The 14,003-nt window shown below is 30.2% G+C and carries 12 protein-coding genes; all 12 read right to left on the reverse strand.

Annotated elements, in window-relative coordinates; translation table 11 throughout:
- Positions 1-33 precede the first annotated feature (33 nt).
- The 12 genes from CRU93_RS09115 to CRU93_RS09170 all read right to left on the reverse strand — a co-directional run bounded on the left by CRU93_RS09115 (position 34) and on the right by CRU93_RS09170 (position 13,997).
- Positions 34-768: a fumarate reductase iron-sulfur subunit gene (locus CRU93_RS09115; protein ID WP_129103892.1), complete on the reverse strand. Its 735-nt coding sequence runs from the start codon at positions 766-768 to the stop codon at positions 34-36.
- Entirely contained in the window at positions 768-2,753 is a 1,986-nt protein-coding gene (locus CRU93_RS09120; RefSeq protein ID WP_129103893.1) for a fumarate reductase flavoprotein subunit, read from the reverse strand. Before CRU93_RS09120 ends, CRU93_RS09115 begins: the two co-directional genes overlap by 1 nt.
- Position 2,754: 1 nt before the next feature.
- Positions 2,755-3,537: a fumarate reductase cytochrome b subunit gene (locus CRU93_RS09125; RefSeq protein WP_129103894.1), complete on the reverse strand. Its 783-nt coding sequence runs from the start codon at positions 3,535-3,537 to the stop codon at positions 2,755-2,757.
- Positions 3,538-3,761: 224 nt separating this feature from the next.
- Positions 3,762-5,264: an NADH-quinone oxidoreductase subunit N gene (locus CRU93_RS09130; RefSeq protein ID WP_129103895.1), complete on the reverse strand. Its 1,503-nt coding sequence runs from the start codon at positions 5,262-5,264 to the stop codon at positions 3,762-3,764.
- Positions 5,261-6,742 carry a NuoM family protein gene (locus CRU93_RS09135; protein WP_129103896.1) on the reverse strand — a complete coding sequence of 494 codons (1,482 nt, stop codon included), beginning with the start codon at positions 6,740-6,742 and terminating at the stop codon, positions 5,261-5,263. Before CRU93_RS09135 ends, CRU93_RS09130 begins: the two co-directional genes overlap by 4 nt.
- 1 nt (position 6,743) lies before the next feature.
- Positions 6,744-8,627, reverse strand: a complete 1,884-nt coding sequence (gene nuoL / locus CRU93_RS09140; protein WP_129103897.1) for an NADH-quinone oxidoreductase subunit L — start codon at positions 8,625-8,627, stop codon at positions 6,744-6,746.
- Positions 8,624-8,938 (reverse strand): NADH-quinone oxidoreductase subunit NuoK, encoded by a 315-nt coding sequence (gene nuoK, locus CRU93_RS09145; RefSeq protein ID WP_129103898.1) that lies wholly within the window; start codon positions 8,936-8,938, stop codon positions 8,624-8,626. Before nuoK ends, nuoL begins: the two co-directional genes overlap by 4 nt.
- Positions 8,935-9,465, reverse strand: coding sequence for an NADH-quinone oxidoreductase subunit J (locus CRU93_RS09150; RefSeq protein WP_258238878.1), 531 nt, complete (start codon positions 9,463-9,465; stop codon positions 8,935-8,937). The genes nuoK and CRU93_RS09150 overlap by 4 nt, the downstream gene beginning before the upstream one ends.
- Entirely contained in the window at positions 9,455-9,961 is a 507-nt protein-coding gene (locus CRU93_RS09155; RefSeq protein WP_129103899.1) for an NADH-quinone oxidoreductase subunit I, read from the reverse strand. The genes CRU93_RS09150 and CRU93_RS09155 overlap by 11 nt, the downstream gene beginning before the upstream one ends.
- 1 nt (position 9,962) lies before the next feature.
- Complete coding sequence (locus CRU93_RS09160) at positions 9,963-11,246, reverse strand: NADH-quinone oxidoreductase subunit H (protein ID WP_129103900.1); 1,284 nt, start codon at positions 11,244-11,246, stop codon at positions 9,963-9,965.
- Positions 11,243-12,679, reverse strand: coding sequence for a 2Fe-2S iron-sulfur cluster-binding protein (locus CRU93_RS09165; RefSeq protein ID WP_129103901.1), 1,437 nt, complete (start codon positions 12,677-12,679; stop codon positions 11,243-11,245). Before CRU93_RS09165 ends, CRU93_RS09160 begins: the two co-directional genes overlap by 4 nt.
- Positions 12,680-12,710: 31 nt before the next feature.
- Complete coding sequence (locus tag CRU93_RS09170) at positions 12,711-13,997, reverse strand: citrate synthase (RefSeq protein WP_129103902.1); 1,287 nt, start codon at positions 13,995-13,997, stop codon at positions 12,711-12,713.
- Positions 13,998-14,003 lie beyond the last annotated feature (6 nt).

Here is a 14,003-nt window from a genome sequence, read left to right on the forward strand (position 1 = left end):
GTGAAGAGTAAAACTCTTCACAATTTAAGTTAACTATTTTACTGATACTAGTTTTCTTCTAAGATAAGCAATTTTGTTTTGTAATGGTAAGTGTTTTGGACAATGGTCTTCACAAGCCATTAATGACATACAACCAAAAATACCATCATCGTCACCTACTAATTCATAGAAATCTTCTGATGTTCTATTATCATGAGGATCTACTTCAAATCTTGCAACTCTATTTAAACCAACAGGACCAACAAAATCTGGTCTCATAAGCATAGTACCACAAGAAGCAACACAAATACCACACTCAATACATCTATCTAATTCAAATGTATCATTTGCAACATCTGGATCAATTCTTTCTTCCATTTTAGAAATATCAACTTCTTTATTTGAGTGAATCCATGATTCAACTCTTTTAGACATTTTATCCATCCATTTACCAGTATTAACTGATAAATCTTTGATAAGTTCAAATGCTGGCATTGGCATTAATTTCAGTTTTCCTTCTGGATAACTTGAAGTTAAAGTTCTACAAGCAAGAGCTGGTTTTCCATTGATAACCATACCACAAGATCCACAAATACCTGCTCTACAAACAAAGTCAAAAGATAAATCAGGATCAAGGTTTTCTCTAATATAGTTTAATGCAATGAAAAGAGTCATACCTGGAGTCTCTTCAATTTTATAATCTACGAAGTGAGGTTTTGAAATCTTACTTCTTGGATTGAATTTAAGTACTGAAATAGTTATTTCTCTACCTTTTTGTTCATTACTCATTATTTGTCTCCTGCTCTTTCGTTTCTATCTTTATAATTCATTGGTAATTCAAATGGCATTAATGCATCTTGAATCTCATGTCTATCTTTTCCCTCAGCTTCTAGTTTTTCTTTAATTTCATCAACTTCAGCTTGTCTTTTTGCAGAATCTGGATGTTCTATAATCATACCTTTAGCACCATAACCTCTAAATGCTGGTGGCATTTCCATTTTCATAATATCTAATGGAGCATATTCAATTGTTGGTTCTAAATCATCATTTTTTGGCCAAGTACAAAGAGTTCTATTTAACCAGTTAGCATCATCTCTTTTTGTATAATCTTCTCTTGAGTGTGCACCTCTTGATTCTGTTCTGTCTCTTGCTCCTTTAGCAACACAAAGTGCTACTTTTAGCATTTTGGGAACTCTATATGCTTCTTCAAGTTCTGGATTTCCAGCTCTTTCTTTAGATTTTACAGAGATTTGTTTTGTTTTTACTAATAACTCTTTTAATTCATTAACAGCTTCTTCTAAGTGTGGACCATCTCTAAAGATACCAACTTTATCATGCATAATGTCTTTCATTCTATTTTTAATTTTAAAGATGCTTTCAGGTCCATCATATGATAAAATTTCATCTAAATATGCATCTTCTTCATCTATGAATTTTTGAATTGTTGCAGTAGGAAGAGTAATATCATTTTCTTTACAAAAATCTGCAAAATAGTTACCAATAATCATACCTGCAACAACAGTTTCAGAAACTGAGTTTCCTCCAAGTCTATTAAATCCATGCATATCCCAACAAGCTGCTTCACCACAAGCAAATAAACCTTTTAATCTTGTTGCTTCACCAGTTGGTTTTGTTCTAATACCACCCATTGAGTAGTGTTGCATTGGTAAAACTGGAGCCCAACCTTTTGGACCTTCATCTGCTGGATCAATACCATTAAAGATTTGACAAATTTCTTGAACATCTCTTAAGTTTCTTTCAATATGCTCTCTACCTAAAATAGATATATCTAGCCATACATGGTATCCATAAGGAGAAGGTACACCTTTACCATTTCTAATATGTTCAATCATTCTTCTTGAAACAACATCTCTTGATGCTAGTTCTTTTTTCTCTGGTTCATAATCTGGCATAAATCTATGACCATCAACATCTCTTAAAATACCACCATCACCTCTACAACCTTCTGTTAATAAAATACCAGATGGAACAATTGGAGTAGGGTGAAATTGTACAGCTTCCATATTAGAAAGTGTTGCAACACCAGTTTCAAGAGCAATTGCAGCACCAATACCTTCACAAATTACTGCATTAGTTGTTTGTTTAAATACTCTACCATATCCACCAGTAGCAATACATGTCCCTTTAGCTACATAAGCTTCAAGTTCACCAGTAATTAAATCTCTAACAACAGCACCATAACATCTTCCATCTGCATGAATTAATCTTATAGCTTCTTTTCTATCTCTAATATCTACATCATGTCTTAAAGCTTCATTTGCTACACCAAATAACATAGTATGTCCAGTTGCATCTGCTGTGTAACATGTTCTCCATTTTTTTGTACCACCAAAGTCTCTTGATGTAATTAAACCATGTCTATCTTCATCTTCAGTAATAGTTGTTTTTTTAGCATTAATAACAGCTTCTCTTGTTCCTGCTTTTACTCTAGACCAAGGCACACCCCAACCTGCAAGTTCTCTAATCGCTTTTGGTGCAGTTGTAACAAACATTCTTGCTACTTCTTGATCACATCCCCAGTCAGAACCTTTTACTGTATCTGCAAAGTGTAAATCTTCATTATCACCTTCAGACATTTTTGAGTTACCTAATGAAGCTTGCATACCACCTTGTGCAGCAGCACTGTGTGATCTTTTAACAGGTACTAAACTTAAAACGATTGTACTAAGCTCTTTCTTTTGTGCAGCAACAGCAGCTCTAAGTCCAGCCAATCCACCGCCAATTACTAATGCATCACAATAATTAATTTTCATATTATGCTAGCCTCCCTGTATTATCAATTTTTAAAATTTTTGCAGTTGGAACATATCTTTGACCATAATCAGCTTTATGTTCTAAACCAATTTTAATGTATGCAGCAAGTGAAGCAAAACCTAATATTAAGAAAAATCCAGTTAATACCCATTTTACTTTTTTAAGTTTTTTTCTACTCTCTTTAGGGTCTTTCCCATCAAACCAACCCCATTTAACACACAATCTGTATAAACCAATTGTTCCATGGAATTCTACAGCTAATAATAAAAGAATATATAATGGCCACATCCAGTCACTAACAACTCTATCAGAACTTGCATATGGTCCTATTTCCCCTGGATTACTTAACATAATATATAAGTGTACAGAACCTAAGAAGAACATTGCAAATCCTGTGAAAGCTTGAATGAACCAAAGTTTTGTATCATCATGACCCATACTTTTTGCATGTGCTTTCATTACTTGATATTGCTTAAAGTTCCCCGGTAATTTTCTCATTCCCAAAGCAGCATGAGTAATAAAAATAACAAAAATAAATGCAACAAATATTGCAACAAATATTGGATTTCCCCCCTCAACAATAAAACTTCCTTCCAAAGCTTTTGTCACATAATACATGAAATCGTTACTTATTAATATCGAAGATACTAACAACATATGAGCCCACATAAAAAGACCAAGGAATAGTCCAGTTGCACTTTGTAAATAGTCAAGTTTCGCTGGAAGCCTACTCTTTTTTCTTTCTGTAGTAGTACCAATATAACCTTCTATTAGGTCACTCATTTTACATCCTTTCTAGTGATATTACTAATCTTTAAATCGTAGCGCAATAATAGCAAATAAGCACTTCAATAATAATTATAAAATAATTTTAGTGTTATGTACAATTATTGTACATAAAAAGTTGATAAGTAAAAAAAAAGCCCTTAAAAAAGGGCTTTTGAAAAGTAGTTAAAAATAAAATAATTTTAAATTGTTATACTTGTATTGTTACATAATAACACATTTTATTTCATCATCAATGATTGAACTGACATTTGAGCAATATCTATCATATTATCTATGCCTGGCATTGGGATAAAAAATACGATCGCACTACCAATACCACCTAAAACTGTCAACAATGCAATAAATGCAATTGCATAAGTTGAAACTCTTTTATCATTAAACCCTTCACTTTCGCAAGAGGCATTTGCAGGGTAAAAATACATAACTGCAATAAGTTTAAAATAGTAGTAAACAGATACAATTGTTGCTAAGATTGCAAGTACAGCTAAACTAGTAAATCCTGCATTAATTGCTTCAGTAAATACATAAAACTTACCAATAAATCCAATTGTTGAAGGAATACCTGCTAAACTTAATAAAAATATAGTCATCATTGCTGCTAAAAATGGTCTTTCTTTTGATAATCCTTTAAAATCATCATATGTAACTCTTACTCTTGTTTCTGAATTAATATGCGAAACAAGTCCAAATGAACCAATTGCTGATAGTAAATATGCAATAAGATAGAACATAGTAGCATATGCAGCTTCAAAATTTTGACCAACTGCTAAAAATGCTAATAATAAATATCCTGTATGCACAATTGAAGATGCTGCAAGCATTCTTTTTACAATTTTTTGTGTTATTGCTAACCAAGTACCAAATACTAAAGTTAATATAACAATTACATACATTATTGAATCCCAAAAGTCAATTACAGATGTTATATCTTGTAAGAATACTCTTAAGAAAAATGAGAATATTGCAATTTTAAATACAGATGCCATATATGCAGTAATAATCATTGGTGCACCTCGGTATACATCTAGTAACCAAGATTGGAATGGGAATGCTGCAATTTTAAATAAAAATGTAAATAAAATTAGTGTAAGACCTATATACACTAATGCTAAATCATTTCCTGAATGTGTTGAGATATAAGTTGAAATTTCAGATAAATTTGTTGTTTGAGTTGCTCCATAGATTAAAACTGTACCTAATAGGTAAAAAGCTCCAATAAATGAACCTAAAACTAAATATTTAAAAATAGCTTCAACTCTTTTATTATCATCACTGTTATATCCAACCATCACATAAATTGAAAAAGATGCAATTTCAAGAGCAATAAAAGCAGTTATTAATTCGTTTGCATTCCCTAGTAATATCATACCAAATAAAGCAAACATTAAAATTGTAAAAAATTCACCTTTAAAATATTTTCTATGTAAGAAATAATGTTCACCAATTAATATTGTAAGTAATGTACCTGCAATTAATAAAATCGTAAAGAAATTAGAAAATGAGTCAAATATTAAAACATTATTGAAAATATCACTAAAAACTTTTATTGAATATTCATGTGTTAAAGTTGCAATAGAAAAACCTAATGCAACAATTAAAAATACTGAAGATAAAGCAATGAAATATTTTGTACTAAATCTATCATACATACTTAACAGCATTAAAACAATACTTGCTACTAAAACCGTTAAAATTGGCATTAATAATATTAGTTGATTCATTTCATTACTCCAATTTTTAAAATGTCGTTGATATAATGAGTTACTGTTGGTTCAAATTTATCGATAAAAATATCTGGACAAATACCCATTACAAAAATTAATATCACCCAAGGAGCTAATCCTATAAGTTCTTTGATTTTTAAATCTCTCATTTTTAAAGATTCACCATCTCTATTTTGTAAAATAGCTCTTTGAAACATCCATAACATATATGAGGCACCAATTATTACTGTAAGTGCAGAAATATAACCTAATGTGTGGTTAAATTCATAAATACCAAAAATAATTAATAATTCAGATACAAATCCATTTGTTCCTGGTAAACCAATATTTGCAAATAGCATTACTGCAAATACAACTGTAAATAGTGGAGCAGTTTTTGCTAAACCACCAAGTTTTTTAATAGATTTTGTACCTGTTTCATCATGAATGATTCCAACAAGTAAGAATAATGCACCAGTGGCTATTGCATGTGCAATGATTAAATATAAAGCACCATTTATACCAAATTCATTTAGTGAAAAAATACCTGCTGATATTAAACTTAAGTGAGATGCTGATGCATATGCAAACATTCTTTTTATATCATCTTGCATAAGTGCAGCAATACCAAAGTATACAAGCCCAAATATTCCAAATATTACAAACCAAGTTGAGAATTCAACATAAATATCAGGGAAAATTGGAATCATAAATCTTACAATTGCATAAACACCAAGTTTTGCCATAATAGAAGATAATAAGAAAACTGCACCAGTTGGAGCATTTTTATATGTTTCCATAATCCAAGTATGAAGTGGGAAAATTGGAATTTTAATTGCAAATGCAGCAAGAAATGCTAAAAATAACCATATCTTTTCATTATAAGAAAGTGTTGATATTTTCATTAAGTCTGTATATTGAAATGACCAGTGACCAAATTCTGCATTAAAAGCAGATCCTAGGTATAAAATAGCAACGAACATAAATAATGATCCTGCCATAGTATAAACTGTTACTTTAATAGTAGTAAATACTTTATCACCAAATCCATAAATACCAATTAATAAGAAAACTGGTAGAAGCATAACTTCCCAAAAGAAATAAAATAGTACTACATCTAAAGCTAAAAGAGAACCTGTAACCCCTGTTTGAACTAATAATAAATTAATCCAATAACCTTTTGTTCTTCCTTCCCATAATAATAAATATGAAGTTGGAATTAAAATAGCAATCATCATTAGAATTGTTAATGAAAAACCATCAACTCCAATGTAGTAATTGATTCCAAAACTTGTAATCCAAGGAGTATTTGTTACAAATTGCATACCTGCACTTGGTTCAAACTCCAAATATAATTTTAATACTAGAGCTAAAACAACTGTAGTCGTTAAAAAAGCTATATTTCTAACAGCTTCTACATTTTTTGTTGTAATCATTAATCCAAATGCTACAACAGCTGGTAAAAATATTATAAAAGATAATACATCTGCACTCATACTACAATCCTAACAAATTATATAAATATACAAAGATACAACACATACCAACTAGCATAAATGCAGCATAAAATCTTACATTTGCATTTTGTATCATTGCAACTTTTTTACCAAATGATATAAATCCATCACATATACCCATAATGAATCCATCAATGATTTTTTCATCAACTACTTTATCAATAAAAGTACTTAATTTTTTACTTGTTTTAACAAGAACTTTGTCATAAAACTCATCTACATAGAATTTATTTGCAATAATTCCTTCATCAGATTCAGGTTTGTAAACATCAAATTTTGCATATTTTTTATATGCTACAACAATTCCTGCAATTGCTACTAAAACTGAAACTACCATTAATATATATTCTGTTGAATGTGCAAGGTGTAATTTATGTGAGTTTAATTGTGATAACCAAGTATCAACTCTTGTTTCCCCTCCAAGTACTTCTGGAAGATTTAAAAAACCTGCTGCAATTGCTCCTACAGATAGAATTAAAAGTGGTATTGTAATTGTTTTTGATGTATATGTATATTGTGCTACATGCTTTGTTGGAGCAACAAAAATTACAAAATACAATCTAAACATATAAAATGCAGTTAAAAATGCTGTAAATACTCCAATCCCCCAGATTAAATATTCACCATTTTGAAATGCAGCTGCAAGTATTGCATCTTTTGAAAAGAATCCAGAAAATGGAGGAATTCCTGAAATTGCAATAACTCCAACTAAAAATGTAAAATGAATAATTGGTAATTGTGCTCTATGTTGAGCTATTTTAAATATATTTTGTTCATGGTGAAGTGCCATAATAATTCCACCTGCACCCATGAATAACATTGCTTTAAAAAATGCATGAGTAAATACATGAAATAATCCAGTACTATAAAAGCCAAGTCCTACACCTATAAACATATATCCCAATTGTGACATTGTTGAATAAGCAAGAATTTTCTTTATATCTTGTTGTTTTGTTGCAATTATTGCAGCAAATAAAGCAGAAAAAGCACCAATGTAAGCAATAAATATCCCAATATTTTCTATACCACTATATAAAAAGTGGAATCTTGATACCATATAAACACCTGCAGTTACCATAGTTGCTGCATGAATTAATGCTGAAATAGGTGTTGGTCCTGCCATTGCATCTGGAAGCCATACATATAATGGAATTTGTGCTGATTTACCCATAGCACCAACAAAAAGTAAAAATCCAGATAATACTAATAACTGTGTTGATGCATTAGATATATTTGCTTCAATTGAAGAAAAACTTAATGAATCAGCACCTATTGCAAAAAATAGTGTAACAATACCTAATATGAATCCAAAGTCACCAACTCTATTTGCAATAAATGCTTTATTACCTGCTAGAACATTATCTTTATCTTGATAATAAAATGCAATTAAAAGGTAAGAACATAATCCTACTCCTTCCCAACCAATGAATAAAATTATTGGATTATCAGCAAGTACAAGAATTAACATCGATGCTAAGAATAAATTAAAATAAGCAAAAAACTTACCAAATCCATCGTCACCTTTCATATATCCAACTGCATAAATATGAATTAACCATCCAATAAAAGTTACAAACATTGACATAAATATTGCTAAGTGGTCTCCTAATAGTGCCATTTCAATATTTAAATTACCTATTGAAACCCAAGTAAATAAATCTTGAGAAAATGCTGTATTATCATCCATTTTTAAAAATAAACAAAGTGTAATTATAAAAGATATTAAAGGAGTAATTGTTCCAATAAGTGCAAATACAACTTCTGATATCTTTTGTTTTTTAATATGGTAGAAGTAAAAAACAGTATTTAATAATGAACCTATTAAAGGAGCTAAAATTATCCAAACTAATAAAGGAGTATTCATGAATTTTCTCCTTGTGTTAGTGTATTAAATACATCTGTATCAAGTGATTTTTTAGATCTAAATAATAAAATAATTACTGATAAGAATATTGCAGCTTCAGCTGCAGCTATTGCAATTACTAATATTGATATAATCTGTGCATCTAAACTAAAATGATATCTTGCAAATGTTACAAAAAATAGTGTAATACCATTTAGCATTAGCTCAATTGACATATATATTACAAATATATTTCTTCTTGCTATAACTCCAATAACACCTATTGAAAATAGTATCATTGAAACAAAAGCATATGATGTTAAGCTTATCATTGTTGTTCTCCTTTATTTCCTCTAGGCTTTCTTTTTTTAGCAAGAACAATTGCTCCAACTAGTGCAACTAAAAGTAAAATTGATATAAGTTCAAAAGAAACAAGCCAATTATTATATAAGGCCATTCCAACTGGTTTTATATCTCCAAAATTAGAATTAGCAATTATATTAAGGTCTTTATTTGGTAGATTAGAAATTGCTTTTAATACTAATACATTTAAAGGAATCATTAATACAACACCAAGTCCAATTAAAGGGAATTTCTTAGGTTCACTAGGTAAATCTTCTTCTTTAATATTAAGAAACATAAGAATAAATAGTATTAAGGTCATAATTGCACCTGCATAAACTATTACTTGAACCATAAATAAGAAACTTGCACTTAATAGTGCAAATAATCCACCAATTGATAACATAGTGATTAGTAATCCCAATGCACTATATATAGGACTTTTATTTACTAACATTGCAATAGCACCAATAATAGCAAAGGCACTAAGTGCAAGAAAAATAATATCAGTCATCATTTAAATCCTTTGAACGCTCATTTGACATAAGGTATTTTTTATCAACAACAAAATCTTCTCTTTTTGAACCAGTGAAAGAAAAAATACCAGTATCCATTCTAATTGCATCACATGGACATGCTTCTACACAATATCCACAATATACACACTCTAAAAGATCAATTTTAAACTGTTTAGGTCTCTTTTCTGCAAAACCGTCAAATCTCTCTTCTGCATCAATAAAAATACATTCAGCAGGGCATGCTGTTGCACACATATAGCATGCAACACATTTTTCACTACCATCATCCCATTTTGTTAATCTATGTACACCTCTGTACCTTTCATTTAAGTCATCAGGTTGTACTTCTGGGTATGCCATCGTTCTTAGGTTTGATGTATCTTTTAAATTTTTAACAAAATGCGTAAAAGTTGTTTTCATACCACCTGCAATTGCAGGTAAATATAATTTATCTTTTAGCGATTGTCCGTGTCTAGGTACTACTTTTATTCCCATATTAACTTCCTGTAACTACGATATATGTTGCTGTTATTACTATATTTAATAAAGATAAAGGTAATAACACTTTCCAACCTAACATTTGAAGTTGGTCATATCTGAATCTAAGTAAAGTCCATCTAATCCAAATAAATACTAGTGCAACTAGTAAAAATTTAACGATAAATGTTAATACTTGAAGAACTGCTACTGTTATAGCAACACCGTTTGCACTTAATCCTGTTGCTAAGAACCATGCAAAAAGAGCAACAATAGCTATTGCAATTGTCCAAAAAACTTTTGTTAAAATTGCAGTCTCTTTTGCTCTAATATTACTTGAATCTGCCCAATTATTATTCTTTTTCATCCATTTTGTAAAGATAAAGATTTTAATAGGTACTAATATCATAATAGCAATCATTACATAATCAATATTATCTTTTAATGTTTGAGTATCTAACCAAGGAATTTGATATCCACCAAAAAAAAGTGTAACAATAATTGCACTTGCTGCACACATTGCTGCTAATTCGCCAACTTGGAAAAGACCAAATTTCATAGCTGAATATTCTGTATGATAACCTGCAACAATTTCTGATTCACCTTCTGCAATATCAAATGGTGTTCTATTAGTTTCTGCAAAAGCTGTAACAATAAATATAAGTGCTGCTAAAGGTTGCATAAATACACCCCATGAAGGAATAAAACCAAAAAATGTATCTCCTTGTGCTGTTACAATATCACCTAAATGAATTGAACCATACGTTAAAAGCATTGAAACTACAGAAAGTGCCATTGCTGCTTCATATGAGATAACTTGCGCAGTTGCTCTAATTGAACTTAAAATACCAAACTTACTTCCAGAAGAGTAACCTCCAAGAATAATTCCATATGTTGATAACCCTGCATATGCTAAAAACCACATAATTCCAAGTTGTATTGGAAGTGCTTGCATCATAATAGATTGTCCATCAATTACTAAATTATCAGCAAATGGAATTACTCCAAAAGTTAAAAATACACAGAAGAAAAGTATAATTGGTGCTAAAGTAAAGAAAAACTTATATTTAATATGGCTTGGTGTAAAGTCTTCTTTAAATACAAGTTTTAACATATCAGCAATACTTTGGATTAATCCACCTAATCTTAAGGGTCCAATATTACATCTATTTGGGCCAGCTCTATCTTGGATAAAACCTGCTATTCTTCTCTCCCACCAAACTAAAACAGGAGTCATACCAGTTGCTAATATTAGAGCAAGGTTAATATTAATTATAGTAGCTATAATAGAAACTGTTGTCATATATTTCCTTTTTCAACCATACTTTTGAGTTCTTCTAATAATGAAGTAATACTTAAAGCAGGATTCTCTTTGTTCATTTTAGATACAACTTTTTGTTTTATACCATCACAATTTATGTAAGTACCACTTTTTTCATAAAAAGATGAAACTGGAATTGCAACATCTGATTTTCCAATTGTTAAACAATTATGTGAAAAACAGCTGATTACTTTTTTATTTTCTAGTAAAGATAAATTGTCATCGAAATAGTTATTATCAAATATAAGAACTAAATTTGCTTGTGCTAGTTTTGAATTGAATTCATCTTCTTGCTCACTAATTTGATACTCTTTAAATGCTGCTCTATTAGCACTTCTATCATTATTTTTTAAATAATCATCTCCAAATGAATTATCAATATAATTTGGTGAATATCCTGTTATATTTGCATTTGTCATTTTTGCAAGTGCATTTACATTTTGTAACTCTTCACATGATAAGTTAGGACTAACTACAAATAAAACATTATCATTAGTTGCTAATAGTTTGAACATTGAAGCTAAAGAGTTTTCTAAAGAAGATTCTTTAGAATCTACAATTGGAGTGTTGAATCGATTTTTGTTCTCATCGTGATAAGATAATCTACCTTCATCACAAATAAAATGGCCATTTACTTTATTATTTACTTTTGGCCTAAATCTAAAGATATTATCATCTTTATATTTTTCTTTTCTATGATCTACATGGATATTACAACCTTTTGAGCAACCTTTACAAATTGCATCAAAAGTCTCTAAAAACCATACTCTTTGTTTAAATCTAAAGTCCTTGCTTGTTAAAGCTCCAACTGGACATAAGTCTACAACATTCATTGCATAAGGATTAGACAAAGGACGACCCGGAAACGTTCCAATTACAGAGTGATCTGCTCTGTTTATTACACCAAGTTCATTTGTGCCTGTTATATCTGAACAGAATCTAACGCATCTTGTACAAAGAACACATCTTTCTTGATCTAACATTACATTTGCACCTAAATCAACTCTTTTTCTAGCATTATTTTTGCTATCAACATTCACTCTTGATTCATAGAAACCAGATTGCATATAGTAATCTTGAAGTTTACACTCTCCAGCTTGATCACAAGTTGGACAGTCAATAGGGTGATTTATTAATTCAAGTTCTAAAATATCTCTTCGAACTTTTTCAATATTTTCACCTTTTGTTCTTACAATCATTCCATCTTTTATTGGTGTATCACATGCAATTTGAGGTCTTTTTTGACCTTCTATTTCAACCATGCACATTCTACAGTTCCCATCTTTCCCTAGTGCTTGGTGATAGCAAAAATGAGGAATGTGTATTTTCTCATCTAATAAAGTATCAATTAAAAGCCCACCTTTTGGGGCTTCTAATTCTTCGCCATTTACTGATATTTTAACAATTTCACTCATATTTTGATATCTCCTTTAAGTATCAGCAATTTTATTTACCTGTATATAATTGTCTTGGTCTTGCAATTTTATGAGATGGATCTTGTTTTAATTCTGACCATTGAGAAATCCATCCTGGAATTCTACCTATTACAAAAATTGGAGTAAACATTGCTATTGGAATTCTAAGTGCAGTTAATATTACTCCTGAATAGAAGTCAATATTTGGATATAATCCTCTATCTTTAAAATAATCATCACTTAGTGCTGCTTCTTCAACTGCATGTGCAATATCAAGAAGTTTAGAATCAAGATTTAATTCTTCTTTTAATTGATCTTGTAATTTTTTAAGAGTTTCTGCTCTTGGGTCTCTATTTTTATATACTCTATGTCCAAATCCCATAAGTCTAAATGGATCATTTTTATCTTTTGCTTTTTCAATATATGCAGGTACATTTTTTACATCACCAATTAATCTTAATTGGTCCATAACTTTTTCATTTGCACCACCATGAGCACTTCCCCATAATGCTGCAATACCAGAAGATATAGCTACATAAGGATGAGCTTCAGTTGAACCTACATTTCTTACAGTTGTTGTAGATGCATTTTGTTCGTGATCTGCATGTAAAGTTAAAATTGCATCAAGTGCATCAACTTCAACTTGTTTGATTTCATCATTTAGACCATTTCCAAGATATTTCATTTTTCCACCTGGATAAGATCTTAACATATATAAGAAGTTCTCTGTAAAATATCTATTTACATCTGGATAAATTAGTGGAGTTCCAATTGAATTTCTATATGCCATTGCTGCAATTGTAGGCATTTTAGCAAAAATTCTTCTTCTCATTGTTTTAAATTCTTCTTCATCTTCTAAATGTAAGTGGTCTTTATAAAATGCAGATAATGCAGTTGTTGCTGCACCCATAGTTGCCATTGGATGTGCACCATCTGGTAATGCATCAAATAGTCTAATAATACCTTCATTTAAAAATGATCTATGTCTGATTTCTAAATCAAAATCTATAGATTGTTCTTTTGTTGGAAGTTCACCCATCATTAATAAATAAGAAACATCAAGGAATGATTTTTTTCCTGCAAGATCTCTAATGTCATATCCTCTATATCTTAACTCAGAATTTTCTCCATCAATAAATGTAATTTTTGATTCGCATGAAGCAGTTGAAGTATAACCTGGGTCATACGTAAACATTCCTGAATCTTTATAAAAAGATCTAATATCTACAACACTTGGTCCTCTTGAACCATCAATAATATTATATTCATATGATGTTCCTGTTCTATTATCAGTTAATGTCATTGTATTTTTTGCCATTTTTTT

It is taken from the genome of Arcobacter sp. CECT 8985 (assembly GCF_004116495.1).
In the GTDB taxonomy this organism is placed as follows: domain Bacteria; phylum Campylobacterota; class Campylobacteria; order Campylobacterales; family Arcobacteraceae; genus Malaciobacter.